The sequence below is a fragment of the Dactylosporangium sp. CA-139066 genome (assembly GCF_050936175.1).
GTDB lineage: Bacteria > Actinomycetota > Actinomycetes > Mycobacteriales > Micromonosporaceae > Dactylosporangium.
This window is the reverse complement of the sequence record NZ_JBNJNH010000002.1, coordinates 1,307,181-1,330,075: the sequence shown is the minus strand read 5'-3', so window position 1 is coordinate 1,330,075 and position 22,895 is coordinate 1,307,181. Positions and strand designations below refer to the sequence as shown.

General features: G+C 70.0%; 19 protein-coding genes and 2 tRNA genes. 9 read left to right on the top strand and 12 right to left on the bottom strand.

The window, feature by feature from the left end; all coding sequences use genetic code 11:
* Positions 1-11: 11 nt before the first annotated feature.
* The 3 genes from ACQEVU_RS50915 to ACQEVU_RS50905 all read left to right on the top strand — a co-directional run bounded on the left by ACQEVU_RS50915 (position 12) and on the right by ACQEVU_RS50905 (position 4,435).
* Complete coding sequence (locus tag ACQEVU_RS50915) at positions 12-887, top strand: ADP-ribosylglycohydrolase family protein (RefSeq protein WP_433337732.1); 876 nt, start codon at positions 12-14, stop codon at positions 885-887.
* Between the two features lie 205 nt (positions 888-1,092).
* The gene (locus tag ACQEVU_RS50910; protein WP_433337730.1) at positions 1,093-3,495 is read left to right on the top strand and encodes a glycosyltransferase; all 2,403 of its coding nucleotides are present in this window, start codon (positions 1,093-1,095) and stop codon (positions 3,493-3,495) included.
* Positions 3,485-4,435: a hypothetical protein gene (locus ACQEVU_RS50905; protein ID WP_433337728.1), complete on the top strand. Its 951-nt coding sequence runs from the start codon at positions 3,485-3,487 to the stop codon at positions 4,433-4,435. Before ACQEVU_RS50910 ends, ACQEVU_RS50905 begins: the two co-directional genes overlap by 11 nt.
* Before the next feature lie 46 nt (positions 4,436-4,481).
* Here ACQEVU_RS50905 and ACQEVU_RS50900 read toward each other — a convergent pair whose 3' ends face one another.
* The 3 genes from ACQEVU_RS50900 to ACQEVU_RS50890 form a co-directional block, all read right to left on the bottom strand.
* Positions 4,482-5,372 carry a sulfurtransferase gene (locus tag ACQEVU_RS50900; protein WP_433337726.1) on the bottom strand — a complete coding sequence of 297 codons (891 nt, stop codon included), beginning with the start codon at positions 5,370-5,372 and terminating at the stop codon, positions 4,482-4,484.
* A gap of 10 nt (positions 5,373-5,382) precedes the next feature.
* A complete protein-coding gene (locus ACQEVU_RS50895) occupies positions 5,383-6,180 on the bottom strand; it encodes an SGNH/GDSL hydrolase family protein (protein ID WP_433337724.1) in 798 nt (265 codons plus the stop codon).
* Positions 6,181-6,358: 178 nt separating this feature from the next.
* Entirely contained in the window at positions 6,359-8,389 is a 2,031-nt protein-coding gene (locus ACQEVU_RS50890; RefSeq protein WP_433337722.1) for a S8 family serine peptidase, read from the bottom strand.
* Between the two features lie 313 nt (positions 8,390-8,702).
* Between ACQEVU_RS50890 and ACQEVU_RS50885 the strand changes: the two genes are divergently transcribed.
* The 3 genes from ACQEVU_RS50885 to ACQEVU_RS50875 all read left to right on the top strand — a co-directional run bounded on the left by ACQEVU_RS50885 (position 8,703) and on the right by ACQEVU_RS50875 (position 11,816).
* Complete coding sequence (locus ACQEVU_RS50885; RefSeq protein WP_433337720.1) at positions 8,703-9,440, top strand: arginase family protein; 738 nt, start codon at positions 8,703-8,705, stop codon at positions 9,438-9,440.
* A 130-nt stretch (positions 9,441-9,570) separates the two neighbouring features.
* Positions 9,571-11,295, top strand: a complete 1,725-nt coding sequence (locus ACQEVU_RS50880) for a VWA domain-containing protein (protein ID WP_433337718.1) — start codon at positions 9,571-9,573, stop codon at positions 11,293-11,295.
* Positions 11,296-11,297: 2 nt separating this feature from the next.
* The gene (locus ACQEVU_RS50875) at positions 11,298-11,816 is read left to right on the top strand and encodes a YbaK/EbsC family protein (protein ID WP_433337716.1); all 519 of its coding nucleotides are present in this window, start codon (positions 11,298-11,300) and stop codon (positions 11,814-11,816) included.
* Here ACQEVU_RS50875 and ACQEVU_RS50870 read toward each other — a convergent pair.
* The 3 genes from ACQEVU_RS50870 to ACQEVU_RS50860 all read right to left on the bottom strand — a co-directional run bounded on the left by ACQEVU_RS50870 (position 11,775) and on the right by ACQEVU_RS50860 (position 13,246).
* Positions 11,775-12,215 (bottom strand): SufE family protein, encoded by a 441-nt coding sequence (locus ACQEVU_RS50870; RefSeq protein ID WP_433339725.1) that lies wholly within the window; start codon positions 12,213-12,215, stop codon positions 11,775-11,777. The two genes, ACQEVU_RS50875 and ACQEVU_RS50870, sit on opposite strands and share 42 nt — an antisense overlap.
* A gap of 178 nt (positions 12,216-12,393) precedes the next feature.
* Entirely contained in the window at positions 12,394-12,819 is a 426-nt protein-coding gene (locus ACQEVU_RS50865) for a CBS domain-containing protein (RefSeq protein WP_433337714.1), read from the bottom strand.
* A 58-nt stretch (positions 12,820-12,877) separates the two neighbouring features.
* Entirely contained in the window at positions 12,878-13,246 is a 369-nt protein-coding gene (locus ACQEVU_RS50860) for a hypothetical protein (protein WP_433337712.1), read from the bottom strand.
* 169 nt (positions 13,247-13,415) lie between these two features.
* Here ACQEVU_RS50860 and ACQEVU_RS50855 point away from each other — a divergent pair, with 169 nt between their 5' ends.
* Together ACQEVU_RS50855 and ACQEVU_RS50850 are read left to right on the top strand one after the other, a co-directional pair.
* Positions 13,416-14,567, top strand: a complete 1,152-nt coding sequence (locus ACQEVU_RS50855; protein WP_433337710.1) for a sensor histidine kinase — start codon at positions 13,416-13,418, stop codon at positions 14,565-14,567.
* Positions 14,564-15,217, top strand: coding sequence for a response regulator (locus tag ACQEVU_RS50850; RefSeq protein ID WP_433337708.1), 654 nt, complete (start codon positions 14,564-14,566; stop codon positions 15,215-15,217). The genes ACQEVU_RS50855 and ACQEVU_RS50850 overlap by 4 nt, the downstream gene beginning before the upstream one ends.
* Positions 15,218-15,651: 434 nt before the next feature.
* On the opposite strand, the gene ACQEVU_RS50845 is transcribed toward ACQEVU_RS50850, so the two are convergent.
* From ACQEVU_RS50845 to gyrB, 6 genes are all read right to left on the bottom strand, one after another.
* Positions 15,652-15,727 (bottom strand) — tRNA-Ala (locus ACQEVU_RS50845).
* A gap of 37 nt (positions 15,728-15,764) precedes the next feature.
* The gene (locus ACQEVU_RS50840; RefSeq protein WP_360368069.1) at positions 15,765-15,893 is read right to left on the bottom strand and encodes a DLW-39 family protein; all 129 of its coding nucleotides are present in this window, start codon (positions 15,891-15,893) and stop codon (positions 15,765-15,767) included.
* Between the two features lie 439 nt (positions 15,894-16,332).
* Positions 16,333-16,406, bottom strand: a tRNA-Ile gene (locus ACQEVU_RS50835).
* Positions 16,407-16,536: 130 nt separating this feature from the next.
* Entirely contained in the window at positions 16,537-17,367 is an 831-nt protein-coding gene (locus ACQEVU_RS50830) for a DUF3566 domain-containing protein (protein WP_433337706.1), read from the bottom strand.
* A gap of 3 nt (positions 17,368-17,370) precedes the next feature.
* Positions 17,371-19,881, bottom strand: a complete 2,511-nt coding sequence (gyrA, locus tag ACQEVU_RS50825; protein ID WP_433337704.1) for a DNA gyrase subunit A — start codon at positions 19,879-19,881, stop codon at positions 17,371-17,373.
* 55 nt (positions 19,882-19,936) lie between these two features.
* Positions 19,937-21,880, bottom strand: a complete 1,944-nt coding sequence (gyrB, locus tag ACQEVU_RS50820; protein WP_433337702.1) for a DNA topoisomerase (ATP-hydrolyzing) subunit B — start codon at positions 21,878-21,880, stop codon at positions 19,937-19,939.
* A gap of 446 nt (positions 21,881-22,326) precedes the next feature.
* Here gyrB and ACQEVU_RS50815 point away from each other — a divergent pair, with 446 nt between their 5' ends.
* Entirely contained in the window at positions 22,327-22,884 is a 558-nt protein-coding gene (locus ACQEVU_RS50815) for a hypothetical protein (RefSeq protein ID WP_433337700.1), read from the top strand.
* The last annotated feature ends 11 nt before the right edge of the window (positions 22,885-22,895 follow it).

The window sequence follows — 22,895 nt, the reverse complement described above, 5'->3', positions numbered from 1 at the left end:
TCTTCGGGCCCGTGAACCGACGTGCCGCCGCCGACAGCCTGACCGGACTCTCCGTCGGCGACGCGCTGGGCGCGCCGTTCGAGATGAAGCCGCCCCTGCCCGACGGCGCGCCGTTCGCGCTGCGGCCGGCACCGTGGCGCTGGACCGACGACACGGAGATGGCCTGCTCGCTGCTGCAGGCCCTGCTTCGCGACGGCCGCGTCGACCAGGACCAGCTGGCCCTGTCGTTCGCGCTGCGCTGGAGCTCCGACCGCGGCTACGGCCGGGGCGCGATCTCGCTGCTGGCGAGCGTCCGCGAGGGGGTGCCGTGGCGCTCGGCCGCCGGCGACCTGTTCTCCGGGCGCGGCTCGGCCGGCAACGGCGCCGCCATGCGGGTCGCGCCGCTGGGCGCCCTGTTCAGCCATGATCCCGACCTCGCGGCCCGCGAGGCGGCGCTGTCCGCCGAGGTGACCCACCGCCATCCGGAGGGGGTCGCGGGAGCCGTGGCCGTCGCGCTGGCCGCCGCCTGCGCCTCTTCCGGCGGTACACCCGAAGGCTTTCTGCGGATCATCCTGAACCAGCTGCCGCCGTCGGACGTGCGCGACGGCATCGCCCGGGCGGCCCGCATCGCGCCGGGCGCCGACCCCCGCGAGGCCGCGGCCGAGCTCGGCAACGGCTCGCACGCGCTGGCCCAGGACACGGTGCCGTTCGCGCTGTGGGCGGCGGCGGCGCACCTCGATGACTACCCGGCGGCGCTGGAGGCGTGCGTGCGGGCCGGCGGCGACGTCGACTCCATGTGCGCGATGGTCGGGGGGATCGTGGCGGCCCGCGTCGGCGAAGCCGGAATTCCGCGGGAATGGATCGACTCGCGCGAACCGCTGCCCGAATGGTTCCAGAGTCCACGGTGACATTACGTGAGCTTTGAGCGCTCGCGCAGGCGAATGCCATAGATTGACGAGTATCAACGTTAATCGAGGGGTGATATCGGGCATGAGCAGCGGGTGGGCAAGATCTGCCCACCTCCCTCATCCGGGCGTATGAAGGTTTTTCGGTGTCGCCGGGGGTAACAATGTGCTCATGTCACACCCTGCCGCGACCTATCGACTCGGTATCGTGTCGACCTATCTGCCTCGCCAATGCGGTCTTGCGACGTACACCGCGGACCTGCGCGAAGCACTGGGTGTCGCCACCGACGATCTGGAAACAGTCGTCGTGGCCATCGACCGTGACGGGCTCACCTACGGCGACGAGGTCGTCGCCACCATCAATCAGGACCGCATCGAGGACTACTCCGCGGCCGCCCGCGCACTGCGGGAGGCCGGCGTCCAGGTCGTGCTGATCCAGCACGAGTACGGGATCTTCGGCGGGCCGGCCGGCTCGCACCTGCTGGAGCTCACCCGCGCGCTCAACGCCTGCGGCATCCCGTACCTGCTCACGCTGCACACCGTGCTGCCCACGCCGTCGCACGGCCAGGCGGCCACGCTGCGCGCGCTGTGCGCCCGTGCCGCGCGGGTGACGGTGTTCACCGAGACGGCGCGCCGGGTCGCCATCCGCACCGGCATCGCCGCCGGGCACCAGCTGGTCGTGGTGCCGCACGGCGCGCCCGAGGTGATGCGCCGCCCGCCGGAGCCCGCGACCCTGCGCCCCGAGCTGCGCGAACTGCTCGACGCCGTGCGCGACAAGCCGACGCTGACCACGTTCGGCCTGCTCGGCCCGGGCAAGGGCATCGACATCGCGATCGACGCGCTCGCCGAGGTGGTCCAGAAGCACCCCGACGTGCAGTACATCATCGCCGGCACGACCCACCCCGAGATCAAGCGGCAGGGGGGCGAGGTCTACCGGGAGGGCCTGCACGCGCAGGTGGAGCGGCTCGGCCTCACCGGCAACGTGCACTTCGTCGACGCGTTCCTCGCCCTCGACGAGCTCTCGGCGATCCTGCACGCGAGCACGCTGTTCGTGACGCCGTACCGCCAACCGGAGCAGATCTGCTCGGGCGCCCTGACGTTCGCCCTGGGCGCCGGGCTGCCGGCCGTGTCGACGTCGTACAGCTACGCCGAGGACATGCTCGCCGGCGGCGCCGGCCGGGTCGTGCCGATCGGCGACGGCGGCGCGCTCGCCGCCGAGATCATCGACCTGCTCAGCGACGCCCGGGCGCTCGCCGCGGCCAAGGCCGTCGCGGAGGCGTGCGCGTCGTGGCTGCCGTGGCCGGCGGTCGCGGCCCGCGAGGCCGACCTGTTCGCCGACGTCGTACGCCAGTCGCAGGCCGCCTCGGCCCGCCCGGGCCACGCGACGGCCGCCGCGCCGGTGCTCAACCTCGACCACCTCGACCGGCTCACCGACGAGATCGGCATCATCCAGTTCTCCCGCGGCCCCAACCCGGACCAGACCTCGGGCTACTGTGTCGACGACGTCGCCCGGCTCGCGATCGTGGCCGCGGACCTCATCGCCGTCGGCACCGACACGAAACAGACGGCGCTGGCCACCCGCTGGCTGCGCCAGTCGATGCGGTTCCTGACCGCGGCGTACGACCCGACCGGGGCGATGCACAACGTGCTCAGCTACGGCGGCACCTGGCAGGACTGGCCGCACATGGGCGACCACGTCGGGCGCACGGTCTGGGCGCTGGGCGTGCTCGTGGGCACTCCGGCCGTACCGGATGACATCAGAAGGCCGGCGGCGGCCCTGCTGGACGAGCTGGGCCCGCGCACCGAGGCGCTGGCCGGGCTCGGCCTGCGCTCGGCCGCGTACGCGCTCATCGGCCTCGCCCGCGCGGGGCGGACCGAGCAGGCCGCGCCGCTGCTGGCCCGCCTCGACGAGGCGCTCACCGAGACGGCCGCGGTCGACCCGGGCTGGCGCTGGTTCGAGCCCGAACTCACGTACGACAACGCGCGCCTGCCGCAGGCCATGCTGCTCGGCGCCGCGCTGCTGCAGGACGACGAGGCGGCCGCCCGGGCCGTCGCTTCCCTGGACTGGTACGTGCAGCACGTCGGCCTCGCCGACGGCACCCTGCGCTGCGTGGGCAACCGCTGGCACCGCCGGGGCGAGACGAGCTCGACGTGGCTGGCCGACGACGGCGACGAGCAGCCGATCGACGCGGCCGCGGTCACCGAGGCGCTGGTCGACGCGTGGCAGCACACCGCCGATCCGCACCTTGCGCAGCTGGCCGGCTGGGCCTATGCGTGGTTCCTCGGGCGCAACCGGGCCGGTGCCCGGCTCTACGTGGACGCCACCGGCGCCTGCCACGACGGTTTGTCTGCTACTGAGCCAAATGGGAACCAAGGCGCCGAGTCCACGCTAGCCTATTACCAAGCGCTCCTCAGCCTCCTCAGGGCCGGTCTGGCCGCGTTGCCGCATCCCGTTGCGCCCACAACGCCGGTCCCGACCGCCCTGCCGGTCACCACGTTGTCCAAGCCCACCAACAAGGGCCGCGTGGTCGGCCGGGCGTCGGCCGGGTTCAGCGCGACCGCGACACCGCCCCGTCTGCGCAACACGGAGGACCATTCCGATGCACTTTGACGCGGAGCTGTTCCACCGGGAGGCCGCCAATCCGCTGCTCACCGCAGCGGACTGGCCCTATCCCATCAACAGTGTGTTCAACCCCGGCGCTGCCATGCACAACGGTGACACGGTCCTGCTCTGCCGGATCGAGGACCGCCGAGGCATCTCGCACCTCACGGTCGCCCGGAGCAAGGACGGGCGTACCAACTGGGTCGTCGAAGGCAAGCCGCTCATCGCCGACGACCCGACCGACGCGCACAGCTGCTGGGGCGTGGAGGATCCGCGGGTCACCTACGTCGAGGAGCTCGGCGGCTACGTGATCGCCTACACGGCGTACGGGCCGGGCGGCCCCTGCGTCGCGCTCGCACGGACCGAGGACTTCCAGACGGTGGAGCCGCTGGGCGTCGTCATGCCGCCCGAGGACAAGAACGCGTCGCTGCTGCCGCGCATGATCAACGGTCAGTACCACCTCTTCCACCGCCCGGTGTCCGTGCTGTCGGCCCGGGCCGACGTGTGGCTGTCCAAGTCGTCCGACCTGCGCTCGTGGACGACGCCCGAGCCGGTCATGCAGTCGCGGTCCGGGCCCTGGTGGGACGCCACCCGGATCGGGATGGGCCCGCCGCCGATCGAGACCCCGCACGGGTGGCTCGCGGTGTACCACGGCGTCAAGCAGATGGTGGCGACGTCGATCTACCGCGTCGGGCTCGTCATGCTGGACCTCGACGACCCGACCAAGGTCATCCGGCGTACGCCGAGCTGGGTGCTCGGCCCCGAAACGGAGTACGAGCGGGTCGGCGACGTGCCCAACGTCGTCTTCCCCACCGGTCTCGTCCACGACGAGACGCGTGACGAGCTGCGGATGTACTACGGCGCAGCCGACCTCACCGTGGCGATGGCCAGCGCCAAGTACTCCGAGGTCGTCGACTACCTGGTCTCGCTGCCGGCCGAGGACGAGTAGGAAACATCGGGGAGCGGGGGCCGCCGTTGCGGCCCCCGCTCCTTCGTCACTTCGGCTCGGTGCCCTTGACCACGGGCACCCGCACGAGGTTGCCCCACTCCGTCCACGAACCGTCGTAGTTGCGCACGCGCTGGTAGCCGAGCAGGTGCGTCAGCACGAACCAGGTGTGCGACGAGCGTTCGCCGATCCGGCAGTACGCCACGATGTCGTCGCCCGCCGAAAGCCCGAGCTCGTCGGCGTAGATGCGGCGAAGCTCGTCGGCCGCCTTGAACGACCCGTCGTCGCGGGCGGCCTGCTTCCACGGCTTGCTCACCGCGCCCGGGATGTGGCCGCCGCGCAGCGCGCCCTCCTGCGGGTAGTCCGGCATGTGCAGCAGCTCGCCCGAGTACTCCCCCGGCGATCGCACGTCGACCAGTGGCCGGCCGGCCTTGATGTGCTCGAAGACGTCCTCGCGGAAGGCGCGGATCGGCGCGTCGTCGCGCTCGCGCACCGGATACTGCGTCGCCGGCCGGGGCACGACCTCCCTGGTCATCGCCCGGCCCTCGGCGACCCACTTGGACCGGCCGCCGTCGAGGATGCGCAGGTCGCGGTGGCCGAAGAGGCTGAAGACCCACAGCGCGTAGGTGGCCCACCAGTTGAAGTTGTCGCCGTAGAACACGATCGTGTCGTCGGGCCCGATCCCCTTGGCCGAGCACAGCGCCGCAAAGCCCTCGGCGTCGAGGTAGTCGCGGGTGACCTGGTCGTTGAGCTCGGTGTGCCAGTCGACCTTGACCGCACCCGGGATGTGTCCGGTGCCGTAGAGCAGCACGTCCTCGTCGGACTCGACGACGACCAGCCCGGGGTCGCCGAGATGCTCGGCCAGCCACGCCGTGGTGACGAGCCGGTCCGGATGCGCGTAGGCGCCGAGCTCGGGCGCCGGATCGGAAGCAACAGCCATAAGCCCGACCCTAGCGCCGCGGCGGGTGGGTCCAGGCGTCGTTGAGAGGAGCCAGTTCCGGGCGCTTCGCGGTCACCATGTCGCCCGACGAGCGCCCGGTCAGCCGGCGCTTCACCCACGGGGCGAGGTGCTGCGTGGCCCACATCGCGTCGGCCGCCTTGCGCGAGACCCAGGACAGCTCCTCGGGCGGCGGCGGGGCGGCGAGCCAGTCGGGGTCGCACTCGACGCCGAGCTCGGTGAGCACGTGGCCGGCGACGCGGCGGTGGCCGGCCGGCGAGAGGTGCAGGCGGTCGATGCCCCACAGCCGCGGGTTGGCGAACTCCGGGTCGTCCCACAGGCTCACCACGTGCGCGCCCTGCCGGTCGCCGACCGACTGGATGGCCGCGTTGAAGGTGTCGACGCGCGGGCGCAGCATCTTGCCGCCCGGCATCCGCCCGGTCATGTCGGCCCAGCGGAAGAGGATCACGTCGGCGCCGGTCGCGCGCAGCCGCTCGATCGTGCGGTCGAAGCGCTCGACGAGGACGTCGAGGTCGAAGGAGCGGCGCAGCGCGTCGTTGCCACCGCCGGCGAAGCTGATGAGGTCGGGCTTCATCGCCACGGCCAGCGGCACCTGCTCGGCGACGATGTTGTCGAAGAGGCGGCCGCGCACGGCCAGGTTGGCGTAGCGGAAATCGGTGTCGTCGCCGGCCAGAACACCGGCAACGAGATCGGCCCAGCCGCGGTAGCCCTTGCCGTCCGGCCGTGGATCGTCGAGGCCCTCGGTGAAGCTGTCGCCGACCGCCACGAAGCTTCCGTATTGTCGCGCCACCCTGTGTTTCCTCCCCGTCAGCCCTCGAGCCGTCCCCGCTTCGCATCCTGTCAGCACCGCGCGGCCCGAGAAAGCGACTTTGGCCGAGACCACACCGCCGCCGAACGACGAACCGCCCGGTCGCGTTCCCCTGCGTGGGAAACGCGGCCGGGCGGCCGTGGGTATCGCGTTTCGTGACTTACTTGCCGTACGTGTTGGTGGCCCAGATCACGCCGTGGTCGCTGTTGCGGTACAGGACGAGGTTGCCGTCATCCTGCAGCGTCAGCGTGCCCTGGCCCTTGTTCTGGGTGTTGGAGGCCCAGACGGCGCCACCCTCCGACTTGTAGGCAACCATGTTGCCGTCGGTCTGGACGGTGAACCACGAGTCCCAGCGCGGGCCGAACGCCCACAGCGCCTTGGTGCCGTTCTTGTACAGCACCAGGTTGCCGTCGAAGTCCTGCAGCACGAGGGTGTAGATGCCGTTCGGCGAGGTCAGCTTCTGGCCGAGGTGGATCGACTGGCCGACCCCGATGGTGTTCTTAATTGTGGGCGACGGGTTCGGCGGCGGCGCGCCGTGGCAGCAGGTGCCCGCGGCCCAGAGGACCTTGTGGTCGCTGTCACGGTAGAGCACAACGTTGCCGTCGTTCTGCAGCACCAGGGTCGACTTGCCGCCCCCGGTGTTGGTGGCCCAGCCCGCGTAGGTGCCGGAGCTGTTGTTGTCCACCACGTTGCCGTCGGGCTGGTTGAGCAGCCAGGCCGCGCTCGTCTTGATGCCGCTGGCCCAGAGCGGGCGCTTGCCGTACTCGTACAGGACCAGGTTGCCGTCCTGCGGCTGCAGCGTCAGGGTGAAGCGGCCGTCGGGCGACGTGATGGTGTTCTTCGTCGGGTCGTTGCGGATGAGCGCCTCGCCGCTCTTGAGCCGGTCCGCCTCGGACGGCCCACGGGTCGGCGTGTTGGTCTTCTGCACGTCCGTCGTGTAGAGGAACGCGTTCGGCGAGCCCTTGACGTCCTTGACCGCGTTCTGGGTCGCCGCGCCCATGATGCCCGCGCGCACCTCGGCCGGGGTCGCCTGCAGGTTCTTCTGCAGGAACAGCGCCGCCGCGCCGGTCACGTGCGGCGTGGCCATCGACGTGCCGGAGAGGTAGACGTAGTAGTACGGAGCGTCGGAGTACAGGTTCGGGTTGAACGTGGAGGGCACGTCGGTGCCCGGCGCGAACAGGTCGACGCAGGTGCCCCAGTTGGACGCGTCCCCGGCACCCGGGGTCGGGTCCCACACGGAGCGGTTGTCGGCATCGTCGGTGGCTGCGACCGTGAGCGCGTCCGGCACGTCCGCCGGCGACGACTGGCACGCGTCGGCGTCCTCGTTGCCCGCGGCGACGGAGTAGGTGACGCCGGAGTCGATGGAACGCTTGACGGAGTCGTCGAGCGCCTGGGACACGGCGCCGCCGAGGCTCATGTTGGCGACGGCCCAGGCCGAGTGGTTGGCGGTGACCCAGTCGACGCCGGCCATGACCGTGGCGACGGAGCCGTTGCCGTTGCAGTCGAGCACGCGCACCGGAACCAGGCCCACGTTCTTGGCGACGCCGTAGGTCTTGGAGCCGACGGTGCCCGCCACGTGCGTGCCGTGGCCGTCACAGTCGTTGGTGCCGTTGCCGTCACTGATGCTGGTGTAACCAGCCCTGACCCGGCCGCCGAAGTCCGGGTGCGAGGCCCAGATGCCGGAGTCGATGATGTAGGCGTTAACGAAGGATCCGTCCGCCGTGTAGTTGTACTTGTAGTCGCCCGGAAGGCTTCGCTGGTCGATCCGGTCGAGGTTCCACGCGTCGATCTCGTAGGTCGGCTCGGTGGCCTTCGCCTGGATCGGCGATGCCGCGATGACCTGGTCCGCCTCGACGTAGGCGACGTTCGGGTCCTGGCGGACCTTCGTCAGCTGCTCCTGGCTCAGGCTGGCGGAGAAGCCGTGCACCGCGTGCTGGAACTGCCGGTCGACCTTGATGCCGTACTTCTTCGCCGGGTCGGACGACGACGTGCTGTCGGCGTGCAGGTCGCCCTTGATGTTCTTGTCCGACTTCAGCACGACGATGTACTTGCCCGCGATGGCCTTACTGGACGGCGCCTTCATGGGCGCCAGCGTCGGCGGGGTGACGCCGGCCACCGCTGACGGCGAAGCCACGACCATCGCCGCGGCGAAGCCAGTCAGCGTGATAAGCCACTTTTTCCCTACAGACATCTCCCGCTCTCTCCATAGTGGACGGTCTGCGGTCTGTGCCGGTGCACTGTAAGCCTTCTTGGTGTTTGCGCGCTGCCCCGCATTTTCGTGATGGCGTTCGCGATCGTGAATCGCGACAACACCCAATTCGCTCGGCGAACGGGCGGACACGTCGAATTCGGACGTGTCATTACGTATAGCCCCGGACACTCCGCGTTACGAGATCGTCATAATCCCTGGTCGCGACGCAAACGCAACGGAACAGAGGCCCAAAAAGGCCGCACCGGGGGAGAGTGGTGAAAGTCACTCACTAAAGGTTCGCTAAAGTCGGGAAATGATCCTCGTGCCCTACCACTTGGACGAACGGCTGCACGGATTGGAAGCCGATCTGCCGGGCTTGCCGGACCGAACGGTTACCGCCGAACTGCCGGATGGTGACATCTGGGCGCGCCTTGCCGCGCTCTACGACCGGGCCGCGGACGCCGTCGCCGACGACGTCGCCGCCGGACACCGGCCGGTGGTCGTGTCCGGCGACTGCACCACGTCGCTGGCGACCGTGACCGGCCTGCAGCGCGCCGGCGTGGAGCCGGGCGTGGTGTGGTTCGACGCGCACGGCGACGTGCAGACGCTGGAGACCACGACGTCGGGGTACATCGGCGGCATGCCCCTGCGCATCCTCGTCGGCTACCGCCCGGAACTCATCGCGGACCGGCTGGGCCTGCGAGCCGTGCCGGAGGAGCGCGCGGTGCTCGTCGACGCGCGCGACCTCGATCCGGCCGAGGCCGAGTATCTGGCCGGGGCGCGGCTCATGCGGTACGACATCGAAGAGCTCCAGGCGCCCGACGGACCGTTTCTGGTCCACGTCGATCTCGACGTCGTGGACCCCTCCGAGGTGCCCGGAGTACTCTTTCCCGTCGATGGCGGCCCCACCGGGCCCGCCCTCGTCGCTGCGGTCGCGCGGCTCGTGGCTACCGGCCGGGTCGTGGCGCTGGACGTCGCCTGCACGTGGCGGCCCGATGGAGGCGATGCGCGGCGACGGAGTTTGGTCACCGCCCTTACTAAGTGTCTCTAAAGGAAACCTACAGAGTTTCCCACTCCGCGTGATCAAGGAGATGCGGAGTGTACACGAGCCCGGTGATCCCGGCCGACGAATGACCGAACGCTGGACCCACGAATCACTTATCTAGGGAATATTGGTACCTGTGAGAGGACGGCACCGGGCGACGGACCTGAGGAGCAACGGGTTCGCCGCCCTCGCGGCCGGCATGATCCTTCCCCTCGTCGCCATCGGTGCCGTCTACGGCGGATATCGAGTCATGTCGACGTCGGGCTGCTCGGGAACGGTGCGCCTGGCCGTCGCCGCCAGCCCGGAGATCGCGCCGGTCATCAAGGACGCCGCGGCCCGCTGGGTGAAGACCGAGCCGCGCGTCGACAACGAGTGCGTCGCGGTCGACGTGACCGCGGTGGACTCCGCCCAGGTCGCCGCCGCGGTGACGGGCGAGGGCGGCGCCACCGTGCCCGGCCTCGGCCAGGCCGACGGCAAGACGCAGGTTCCCCAGATCTGGATCCCCGACTCGTCGCTGTGGCTGCAGCGCCTGCGCACGGCCCGCGGAGACCTCGTGCCGCTCGTGGCGCCGTCGCTGGCCCGCAGCCCCATCGTGCTGGCCGTGCCGGAGCCCACCGCGAAGGCCCTCGGCTGGATCGAGACCAAGGTGACCTGGAAGCAGGTGCTCGAGCAGATCGTCGGCAACACCGGCATCAACTCCGCCATCGTCGACCCCAACCGCGACTCCGTCGGCGTGTCGACGCTCGTGGCGATGGCCTCCGTCCGCGACCAGTTCGGGCCGGAGGGCGACTCGCTCACCGTCGGCGCGGTGAAGTCGCTGATGACGGGCAAGTCCGAGCAGCAGACCGGCCTCGTCGCGCGCTTCCCGCGCGACGCCGACCCGAAGACCCTGTCCACCGCGGTGACCCTGGCCCCGCTGTCCGAGCAGGCGCTGCACGCCTACAACGCGGCGAGTCCGGCCGTGCCGCTCATCGCCGTGTACCCCGACCCGGCCCCCATCGCCCTGGACTTCCCGTTCGCGGCGATGCCGCGGCTGTCGCCCAACCGGGCGGCGGCGGCCGAGCAGTTCCGCTCGGTGCTCACCGGCGTCTCGTTCCGCAACGCGCTGGCCCAGCACCAGCTGCGCGCCAACGACGGCACGGTCGGCGCCGGCATGACGCTGAGCCCCAGCGCCCCGGTCGGCGGCCAGGTCACCCCGGTGCCCGACGCCACCGTGATCTCCAAGGCCCTGCAGATGTGGGTCGAGATCACCCAGCCGTCGCGCATGCTCGCCGTCGTCGACGTGTCCGCGGCCATGAAGACGCCGGTGCCCACCGCCGGCGGGATCACGAAGGAGCAGGTCGCCGTCCAGGCCGCCCAGGGCGGCCTGGACCTTTTTCCCGATTCGTGGGCCGTCGGGCTGTGGAGCTTCTCCACCAACATGCCCGGCGGCCATAACTACCAGGAGCTTGTGCCGATCGGGCCGCTGACCTCGCAGCGCGACCAACTGCGCGGCGCGATCGGCGGCCTGAAGCCCAACCCCAAGGGCGGCAGCGGGCTGTACGACACCATCCTCGCCGCCTACCAGACGGTCCAGCAGGGCTGGGACCCCGGCCGCGGCAACTCCGTCGTCGTGGTGACCGGAGGGCGCAACAACGACCCCAACGGGCCGTCGCTGGATAGTCTGGTGTCGTCCCTGCAGAAGGCGGAGAAGCAGGATCAGCCCGTGCAGATCATCATCATCGGCGTCGGCTCCGAGGTGAACGAGACCGACATGCAGAAGATCGTCGACGCCACCGGCGGCGCGGTCTTCGTCGCGCCCGACCCGTCGAAGATCGGCGAGATCTTCATGAAGGCGCTCGCGCTGGACGACGGGCGCTGACCTTGCGACTCGATCTCTCGCCCGCGCTTTCCACCCCCGAACTGCTCGCGCCGCCCGTGCGCGACGCCCTGCCGAAGGTGCCCGGCCTCGACACCGTCCGGGTCGCGCCGATCGATCCCGGGCTCGCCGACACCGCGGCGTTCTGCGCGGCGTACGACGTGACGCTCGAACAATCCGCAAACTGCGTCATCGTCGTGGGCAAGCCCGCCGGGGTGTACGCCGCGTGCGTCATCCTCGCGACGACCCGCGCCGACGTGAACGGGGCGGTGCGCCGGCTGCTCGGCACGCGCAAGGCCAGCTTCGCGCCGATGGACGAGGCCGTGGGGCGCTCCGGGATGGAGTACGGCGGCATCACCCCCATCGGCCTGCCCGCCGACTGGCCCATCTACGTCGACGCGCGGGTGACCGACGTGGCCGACGCCGTCATCGGCAGCGGCATCCGCGGCAGCAAGATCGTGCTGCCCGGCAGCGTGATCGCGTCACTGCCCGGCGCCACCGTCGTGGACGGCCTGGCGCTGTAGCTGGTTCTTGAGCCGCTGCAGGATCGCGGTGCCACCGCGCACGCGCAGTGGGCTGATCGCGTTGGCCAGGCCCATGCGCTGGTAGATGTCGGCCGGGACGGCGAGCACCTCGTCGACCGTCGCGCCCTCGAGCCCCTCGGCGAGGATGCCGGCGAACGCGCGCGTGGTCGGCGCCTCCGGCGGGCAGTCGAAGTGCAGGTCCACCGTCCCCTGCGCGGTCACGTCGGCCTTCAGGAAGAACGGCGTCTGGCACTCGGGCACCTGCTCCATGCCGGCGTGGCCCTCGAGCTCGGGCGGCAGCGGCCGGACCGCGTCGGAGTACTCGAGCAGCATCTCGAGCACGACGTCGCGCGGCGCGGAGGCGAAATCGTCGACGATCGCGGCCAGCTTTTCGGGCATATCCACCCTGCTAACGTACCGCCGTGCCGTACCTCGTTGCGGATGTGGTGACCGCCGGAACGCTCGCCTCGACGCCCCAGCCGACCCTTGCCGCCGGCGGCCTGACGCTGCGCCCGCTGGCACGACATGCACATCCACGCCCGCGTTGCCACGGACGTGGATGCTTTCGGACCTGGAACTAGTTGTTGGGGTGGGCCCGGCTGATCCCGCCGAGCACCGACTCCGGGTCGATCTCCTCGGCCAGGTCGCCGATCGACACGATCCCGACGAGGCCGTTGTTGTCGTCGCAGACAAGGACGCGGCGCACGGCCTGGTCGCGCATGAGCAGCGCGGCCGAGTGGATCGAGTCCTCGGGCCGGACCGTCACGAGGTTCTTGCTGAGGATCTCCCCGATCGTCGTGGCGGCCGGGTCGCATCGCTCGGCCACCGCGCGTACCACGATGTCACGGTCGGTGACGAGCCCGGCCAACTCCGGCCCGTCCGCCACCACGACGTCGCCGATGTCCTGCTCACGCATCGTCCGCGCGGCCTCGGCCAGCGTGGTCTCGCTGGGCAGGTAGACCACATTCGTGGTCATCACATCCCTGACCGTCTGCATCGTCATTATCGACCTCCCGCCGCTCGATGCAGACCTGTTACCCAGCGTGGGATTCACTTAACGATCAAGCAATCACCCCGGCCGGGTTGAAGTGCCGGCGGCTGGCCGGCAGCGCGAGCAGCCCGGCCGCGACCGCGACGAACGCGAGGAACACCAGCGACGCCGACTCGCCGAATGCGATCAGCTTGAGCAGGCAGAACGCGGTCTGCGCGGCGAGCAGCACCAGCGCGGCCCGCAGCCGCCCCGGCTCGCCGCGCCGCAGCCGCAGCGCGGCGATGATGCAGGCGAGCGACATGATCGGCGCCCACACGACGGCGATGTAGTCCTTGCCGGACAGCGACATCGTGAGCGAGAAGGCGATGGTCGCGACGAGCTGGAACCCGCCGAGCGGCACGAGCATCATGAACTGGGCGCCACGAACGGAAAAGGGCATCGGAGCCTCCGAATATGCGATGGTGTTTGGGTCGACGCCGATCGTGCGCTGCGCGGGCCCCCGCGCTCATCGAGCCGAGGGCGGGAACTGCGCCGACACCGCGGGCGGACCGCGAGCTCAGCCCTGGGGCTGATGACACTCCCGCCGCCGCTCACCTAGCGTTTGCCGCGTGTCCGCCACCACCGTCCGGCCCGCGCGCGTGTCCGCCACCGTCCGGCCCGCACGCGTGGATGCCGCCGCCGCGATCGTGCTGGCCGTCGTGGCGCTCGCGCAGGTGCTCGTGTTCCTGCCGATCGCCTCGCGCCCGATCGGCGCGTTCATCGCGATCGCCTCGACCGCGCCGATCGCCTGGCGCCGCACGCACCCGGTCCCGGCCGCCCTGGTCGGCTCGGCCGTGTGGCTCATACCGACCGACGGCTATCTCCTCGTCGGGTACATCGCCTCGCTGCTGCTGTTCTACGCGGTGACCGCCCACGGCGCGGACCCGTACCTGGCCGCGGCCACGATCCTGATCGGCGCCGTGTTCGGCATCATCGGCACCGCGCTGCAGCCCTCGGGCATCGGCGACTACGTCGGCGCGCTGCTGGGCGTGCTGGCCCCCGCCGCAGTGGGCGTGCTGGTGCGCCGGCAGCGGGGCAGGACCGCCCGCCTGGAGGAGCTGACACGGTACCTCGAGCAGGAACGCGACCGCCGCGAGCGCGCCGCCGTCGCCGACGAACGCGCCCGCATCGCCCGCGAGCTGCACGATCTCGTGGCCCACGCGATCAGCATCATCGCCGTGCAGGCCGACGCCGCCGAGGCGGCCCTGGAGCGCGACCCGGCCCTGGCCCAGCGCCCGCTCGCGGCGATCCGCGGCTCCGCCGGCGAGGCCCTGACCGAGATGCGCCGCCTGCTGGGCGTCCTGCGCGCCGACGAGCCGGACGACGACCGCGAGCCGCTGCCCGGCCTGGCCCAGCTGCCCTCGCTGGTGGCCCGCACCCGCGCCGGCGGTGTCGTCGTCGACCTGTCGGTCGAGGGCACCGCGGTGCCGTTGCCGCCGAGCCTGGATCTCACGGCGTATCGCATCCTGCAGGAGGCCCTCACCAACGCGGTCAAGCACGCCCCCGGCGCCCCCGTGGCGATCGCCCTGTCCTGGCGCCCCGCCTGGCTGGACATCGAGGTGACCGACCGCGGCCCCGGCACCGCCGGCCCCGCCTCCCCGGACGCCCACGGCCTGGTCGGCATGCGCGAGCGCATCCGCATCCACGGCGGCGAGCTGCACACCGGCAACGTCGACGGCGGCTTCGCCGTGCAGGCCCGCCTCCCGATCGAGCCCGCATGACCACGGTGCTGCTCGCCGACGACCAGGACCTGGTCCGCTCCGGCATCCGTCTGATCCTCGAGGTCGCCGGCCTCGATGTCGTCGGCGAGGCCGCGGACGGCGCCGAGGCCCTTGAGCTGGCCGAGCGCCTGCGGCCGGATGTGGCGCTGATGGACGTACGCATGCCGGAAATGGACGGCATCGCCGCGACCAGCCGCATCGTCGCCGCTTCCTTGCCCACCCGCGTCCTGATGCTCACGACCTTCGACCTCGACGAGCACGTCTTCGCCGCCCTGAAGGCCGGCGCGAGCGGCTTCCTGCTCAAGGACGTGGGCCGCCAGCAGCTCGTCGAGGCGGTCCATACGGTCGCCGCGGGCGAGTCCCTTTTCGCCCCGTCGGTGCTGCGCCGCTTGGTCGCGCACTACGTGTCCCGCCCCGCGCTGGTCGCCACGCCCCCGACGCTGTCCGACCTGACGGCCCGCGAGCGCGAGATTCTGCGCCTGATCGCGCGCGGCCGCTCCAACACGGACATCGCCGCCGACCTGGTGATCTCGATGGCCACGGTCAAGACCCACGTCCGCCACCTGCTGCAAAAACTCAACCTGCGCGACCGCGCCCAGGCCGTGGTGGTCGCCTACGAGTCCGGCCTGATAACCCCGAACACCCCATAAGATCGACGCCCATGGCCCGCATGAGGGTCGAACGCGCCGAACCTGCCGCTCCGCCTCGACGACGTCACGCGCATCGCCACGGCACAGCTGGTCACGGATGGGGTGATGTTGCTCCGCGCTACCCGGCAGGGAAGCCGCATACCGATCGCACATGGGCGCGGTGGTGGGGCCAGTGGCATGAGGTGGCCGGGCAGCGAGCGCGCCGGCTTTCATGTGCTGCGGCTGTCCATCGCCACGATGCTGATCGCTCGCAACCTGGACCCGCATGAGGTGCGGCGACCGCTTCGGCGCCGAAGCCGACCCGGAACGCGACACCGTGGGCACGGCGCTGCGGAAGCTGGCCGGACACAGATGACCGCGAGCCAACCTGAGTTGGCCCCGATTCGGTCCGGGCGATCATGGCGGACCCGAAGCCACAGGTCGCAGCCCAAGATTGGTGGAGACGAGGGGACTCGAACCCCTAACCCCCGCCTTGCAAAGGCGGTGCTCTGCCAGTTGAGCTACGCCCCCGCGCGCCGGGGTGTGCGGGCGGACCCGCGCGTAGAGACTACCGCAGATCGGGAGCGGTGGTCGCCTCGTGCCAGAGGGCCCGCTCCTCGTTGGCGGACTTCACGCGCTTAGCAACGTACGCAGCCGCGCCAACGACAGCAACTACGAGAAGCACCTTTTTCCACATGTGGGCCTACCTGGACTCGAACCAGCGACGTCACGAAACTCCATGACCGCCCGCGCACCAAGCTGCGCTTATCCCGGGCAACACAGGAAGACGGAGCGCCTTCCTTGCCGCCGACCGGAGCTTAGCACCGCAAGACTGCCCAAGACGCAGGGGGCCACAAACCCGACACCGCACCAAAACCACGCACACAAACAACAAGACCAAGCCCGCGGCGCGGTTGCTGAAAGGGGAGTCTGGCATGCAGACGAGCCGCGGCGCGGTTGCGGGAGTGCGGCACGCAGGACGGCCTGCGGTGCGGCTGCGGAAGCGTCGCACCCAGAACGACCCGCGACGCACTTGAGGGGGCGTGGGTGGAGCGAAGCTCCCCCACAGCGAACAAAACCCACGGCCACAAACGGCAAGCGGCCCCCGCCGCGAAGCAGGGGCCGCCAGTTGGCCGTGGGGCTAGCTGGAATCGAACCAGCGACCTCAGAGTTATCAGCTCTGCGCTCTAACCGACTGAGCTATAGCCCCGTGACACCGAAGCCGCGGATCGTGGTGTCCCGCGCGGTGCGAACAGAAGGTTACCGTACCCGACGCGCTCGCCTCAAACCGGTTACCCCCTGGCGCGGCGCGCCGGCGCCAGGGGGAACGAAACGGCAGGTCAGTCCTTCTCGGCGAGCGTCAGCTCGATGCCGCCGACCAGGTCGGCGCACACGTTGTAGATGAACGAGCCCAGCGTGGCCAGGGCGGTGAAGAGCACCACGTTGACGACGCCCAGGAGGGCGGCGCTGCCGATGACGCCCTTCGCGGTGATGCGGAAGGTGTCGTTGCCGGTGCCGCCGGTCGAGCTGATGAGCTCGGCCAGGACCTCGTTGATGCTCTTGAAGACGTCCATCGCGTCGAGGGCCAGGTAGAGCACCGAGGTCGCGACGATGAGGACGACGAAGAGGACGAAGCTCACGGCGAACGCGAACTTCATCACCGACCACGGGTCGATGCGCTTCAGGTGCAGCCGCGCCCGGCGTGGGCCGCGGCCCACGGCGGAGCTGACCGTCTTGCGGGCCGCGCGGACGGCCTCCGTGACGCGGGCCGAACCGCTGACCGCGGGGGCCGGCGTGTTGATGGCCTGCGTGGCGGCGGCGGCCGGCGTCCGCACGGCGGCTCGCGCGATCGCCGACACGCTCGCCGTGCCCGTGGCCGGGCCGCTGGTCGGCGCGACGCCGGCCGGGATCGAGACGGGCGGCGGCCCTGCGGCCGACGGCGACTGCAACGGCACCGTGAGCGAGTCGGGAGGCGGCGCCATGCCCGGAGCACGCGTGAACCTCGGCGTGCCGCCGGTCGTGGTTTCGCCGGGGAAGCCGCCGTTGACCGCTCCCGGCTCTCCGCCGGCGGCAGGCGCCCCCGAGTCAGATCCCGTCATGGCAGCCTCTCCGGCCTCCGAGGCCTCGTCGGTTGCCGAGGCGGACCCCGACTTCGCCTGAGTGTCTGTCATCAACTAGTCCTGTTCGTCGGGCTCATCGGCGTTGCGGGCGATCGCAACGATCGTCACACCCTCGGGAAGGTCCATAAGCTTGACCCCCATTGTGTTCCGATCCCGCGTACGCCGTACAGGCTTCACGGGAGTCCGGATCACGCCACCATTGGAGGTGATGGCGAACAACTCGTCATCCGGACTGATCACCACCGCGCCGACGAGACCACCGCGCCGCGACGTGATTTTAGCGGTCAGGACGCCCTTGCCACCGCGCCCTTGCACCGGATATTCCTCGATCGGAGTCCGCTTGGCAAAGCCACCGTCGGTGGCCACCAGAACGTCCAGGTCCATCCCCTCGCGAACCACTTCCATGGCGAGCAGCTCGTCGCCGTCGGCGAACCGCATCCCGATCACGCCGGACGTGGCGCGGCCCATTGGGCGCAGGGCCTCGTCGCTCGCCGTGAAGCGGATGGCCTGCGCCTGCTTGCTGACCAGGAGGAGGTCGTCCTCCGGGCCGAGCAGCGCGGCGCCGACCAGCTCGTCGTCCTCGCGCAGGTTGATCCCGATGATGCCACCCGACCGGTTGGAGTCGAACTCCTCCAGTTTGGTCTTCTTCACCAGGCCCTCCTTCGTCGCGAGGACGAGGTACGGGGCGATCTGGTAGTTCGGGATCTCGATCACCTGCGCGATGTGCTCGTCGGGCTGGAAGGCCAGCAGGTTGGCAACGTGCTGACCCTTCGCCGCCCGGCTCGCCTCGGGCAGCTCGTAGGCCTTTGCCCGGTACACCCGACCTTTATTCGTGAAGAAGAGCATCCAATCGTGCGTGGAGCACACGAAGAAGTGGCTGACGATGTCGTCCTGCCTCAGTGTCGCACCCGAGACGCCCTTCCCACCCCGCTTCTGGGATCGGTACAGGTCGACCTTCGTGCGCTTCGCGTAGCCGGTCCGCGTGATCGTCACCACAACGTCCTCCCGCACGATGAGGTCCTCCATGGAGACCTCGCCGTCGAACGGGATGATCTGGGTGCGGCGGTCGTCGCCGCGGCGGGCGACGATCTCGGCCAGCTCCTCGGACACGATCTGCCGCTGCCGGGCCGGCGTCGCCAGGATGTCCTTGTAGTCCGCGATCTCGATCTCGATCTTGGCCAGCTCGTCGAAGATCCGCTGCCGCTCGAGGGCGGCGAGGCGGCGCAGCTGCATGTCGAGGATCGCGGTGGCCTGGATGTCGTCGATCTCGAGCAGGTTCATGAGGCCCGTCTTCGACTCCTCCGCGCTCGGCGAGCGACGGATGAGCGCGATGACCTCGTCGAGCATGTCGAGGGCCTTGACCAGACCGCGCAGGATGTGCGCGCGCTCCTCGGCCTTGCGCAGCCGGTAGCGGGTGCGCCGGACGATGACGTCGATCTGGTGGGCGACGTAGTACCGCACGAACTGCGCGAGGTTGAGCGTGCGGGGCACGCCGTCGACCAGCGCCAGCATGTTGGCGCCGAACGTCTCCTGCAGCTGCGTGTGCTTGTAGAGGTTGTTGAGCACCACCTTGGCGACGGCGTCGCGCTTGAGCACGATCACCAGGCGCATGCCGGTGCGGCCGGAGGACTCCTCGCGGATGTCGGCGATGCCGGCGAGCTTGCCCTCCTTCACCAGGTCGGCGATGCGCTCGGCCAGGTTGTCGGGGTTGACCGCATACGGCAGCTCGGTGACCACCAGCTGCGTACGCCCCCGCGCCTCCTCCTCGACCTCGACCACGGCGCGCATGCGGATCGAGCCGCGGCCGGTGCGGTAGGCGTCGATGATGCCCGCCGTGCCGACGATGAGGCCCTTGGTGGGGAAGTCCGGCCCCTTGACGATCTTGATCAGCTCGTCGAGGGTCTCGGCCTCGTCCGCCTCCGGGTTTTCGAGGCACCACTGCACGGCCGCGGCGATCTCCCGCAGGTTGTGCGGCGGGATGTTGGTCGCCATGCCGACCGCGATGCCGGTGCTGCCGTTGACGAGCAGGTTGGGGATGCGCGACGGCAGGATCGTGGGCTCCTGGGCCCGGCCGTCGTAGTTGGGGACGAAGTCGACGGTCTCCTCGTCGATGTCCCGCAGCATCTCCATGGCCAGCGGGTCGAGGCGGGCCTCGGTGTACCGCATGGCGGCGGCCGGGTCGTTGCCCGGCGAGCCGAAGTTGCCGTTGCCGTCGATCAGGGGGTAGCGCAGCGACCAGCCCTGCGCCATACGCACGAGGGCGTCGTAGATCGAGGCATCGCCGTGCGGGTGGTAGTTGCCCATCACGTCGCCGACGACGCGGGCGCACTTCACGTAGCCGCGGTCCGGGCGGTAGCCGCCGTCGAACATCGCGTAGAGGATCTTGCGGTGCACGGGCTTGAGGCCGTCGCGCACGTCGGGGAGGGCCCGTCCCACGATCACGCTCATGGCGTAGTCGAGGTACGAGCGCTGCATCTCGACCTCGATGCCGACCGGCTCGATCCGGCTGGCGACCGCGGACCCACCCTCGTTGGGAGTCTCAGGGGTGGAAGTCGGTTCCGTCACGCTCTTATATCCCTTTTCTCAGGAGCGGCGATTCCTGTTCTCATGTGTCCGCGGGTCAGATGTCGAGGAACCGGACGTCCTTGGCGTTTCGCTGGATGAACGAGCGTCGAGCTTCCACGTCTTCGCCCATGAGGACGCTGAAAAGCTCGTCCGCGGTTGCAGCGTCGTCCAAGGTCACTTGGCGCAACATGCGCGTGTCCGGGTTCATCGTGGTCTCCCACAGCTCCGGGTAGTTCATCTCACCCAGACCCTTGAACCGCTGGATGTCGTCCGGCTTGGCGTTGGGCTTCGAGCGCTGCCGCAGCTCGATCAGGCCGTCGCGCTCGCGGTCGGTGTACGCGTACTGCGCGTCGTCGCCCTTCTTGTTCCACTTGATCTTGTACAGCGGGGGCGCCGCAAGATACACGTGCCCGAGCTCGATCAGCGGCCGCATGAACCGGAAGACCAGCGTCAGCAGCAGGGTCTGGATGTGCTGGCCGTCGACGTCGGCGTCGGCCATGAGGATGAGCTTGTGATACCGCAGCTTCTCGATGTCGAACTCGTCGTGGATGCCGGTGCCCAGCGCCGTGATGAGCGCCTGGACCTCGTTGTTCTTGAGCACGCGGTCGATGCGCGCCTTCTCCACGTTGAGGATCTTGCCGCGGATCGGCAGGATCGCCTGGACCCGCGGGTCGCGGCCCTGCTTGGCCGAGCCGCCGGCCGAGTCGCCCTCGACGATGAACAGCTCGCACAGGCGCGGGTCGTTGGACTGGCAGTCCGCCAGCTTGCCCGGCATCGAGCCCGACTCGAGCAGCGACTTGCGCCGCGCCAGCTTGCGCGCCTGCGAGGCGGCGATGCGGGCCCGGGCGGCCTGGGAGGCCTTCGTGATGATGGTCTTGACCTCGGCCGGGTTGCGGTCGAACCAGTCGACCAGCCACTCGTTGCACACCTTCTGAACGAAGCTGCGGGCCTCGGTGTTGCCCAGCTTGGTCTTCGTCTGTCCCTCGAACTGGGGGTTGGCCAGCTTCACCGAGATGATCGCGGCCAGGCCCTCGCGGATGTCCTCGCCGGTGAGCTTCTCGTCGCCCTTGAGCAGCTTCTTGTCAGCGCCGTACTTGTTCACGACCGTGGTCAGCGCGCTGCGGAAGCCCTCCTCGTGCGTGCCGCCCTCGTGCGTATTGATCGTGTTGGCGAAGGTGTAGACGCTTTCGCCGTACGACTCGTTCCACTGCATCGCGATCTCCACCGCGATGCCCTCGCCCTCGGACCCGAACTCGATCACCGAGCGGTGGATGGGGGTCTTGGTGGCGTTGAGGTGGCGCACGAAGTCGGCGATGCCGTTCTCATAGCAGAAGACGACCTCCCGCTTCTCCTCCGGCACGTCGGGGCGCTCGTCGCGCAGCGCGATCGTCAGACCACGGTTCAGGAAGGCGTACTCCTGGATGCGGCGGTAGATCGTCTCGTAGACGAAGACGGTCGTCTCGAAGATGGTGTCGTCGGGCCAGAAGGTGACGCTGGTGCCGGTGCGGTCGGTCGGCTCGCCCTTCTGCAGCGGCTCGGGCTTGGAGTTGTTGTATCGCTGGCGCCAGACGAAGTCGTCCTTGTGGATCTCCAGGTCGATGCGCGTGGACAGCGCGTTGACGACAGAGATGCCGACGCCGTGCAGACCGCCGGAGACCGCGTAGGCCTGGCCGTCGAACTTGCCGCCGGCGTGCAGCACGGTCAGCACGACCTCGACGGTGGGCCGCTTCTCCTTCGGGTGCATGTCGACCGGGATGCCGCGGCCGTTGTCCACGACCCGAACCCCTCCGTCGGCCAGCAGCGTGACCTCGATGGTGTCGCAGAAGCCGGCCAGGGCCTCGTCGACGGCGTTGTCCACGACCTCCCACACCAGGTGGTGCAGGCCGCGCTCGCCGGTCGAGCCGATATACATACCCGGGCGCTTGCGAACCGCCTCGAGGCCCTCGAGCACGGTGATCGAAGAGGAGTCGTAAGACTGTTCGGGCTTGTTTGCTGACACCCTCTGTCGCTTTCTCGCACTGGCCGGCCGCGCGGTGTGCGCCCCGGGTCTCGTGCGGAGTCGGTGCGGGGGCGCCCGGGACAGCAGTAGGCACGCCGGTAGCCGGCGCCCCTGTGACAGGCGCCCCGACCTCGGCGGGCCGACCACTGCTGTGACGCACACGCGGATGTGATCGACTGTTCTATGAGCCGATGCAATCCTACTGTGTCCGTGCGACATTTTCGCGCCGGGACGGTGCCTGTAGTCGACGTAGCGGCCCGAACGGTGCGGTCCGAAGGTCCCCCTACGCGGGAGGGGTCTCGGTGCCTGGTGGCGGGCGGCACAGCCAGTGCGGGATCCTGTTGCCGCTTTGGGAACCTCCGGGGGTCGCGCAAGTGGCCGTTCGTGCCGTATGTTCCCCGCCGCGGGGCGGGTTGAGCGTTACATGAACAAGCGGAGGGTGCGCGATGGGCCTGGACAACGTCGCCGTGCAGTGGCCGCGCACCGGCCGGTTCTACGATCCGGTCGCGCCGGCCGAGTTCGTCGACTTCGCGGACCTGGCCGAGAAGCTGCCGCTGCACGCCGGCCCGGCCGCGGCGCTGGCCGACCACGTGGCCAAGACCGGCACCGTCCGGGTGACCGGCTACACCGAGCTGGTCGACCTGCTCTTCGGGCTCAATGGCGTGCTCTTCGCCACAGATGCGGCCGCCGAGGACGAGGACCCGGTGATCAGCCCGGACGACTGCGCCTGGATCGCCGGCGGGCTGGAGCGGTTCGTCAACGGCCACCAGGAGTACGGCGACGAGATCACGTTCGAGACGGTGAGCACGGTCCTGCGTAAGGCCCTCGAGGGCTCCCGCCTGGCCGAGCAGCAGCTGCGGTGGCTGCAGAGCCGCCTCGACGCGCTGCGCGACGACTCCGGCAACGCGCCGCAGTGGAGCTACTCGATCGCGGAGCTCGACGTCCTGGCCAAGTTCTACCGCCGCTGCGCCAACCGCGGTTTCGCGGTGTACGCCGACTTCTGACACTGCTCGGT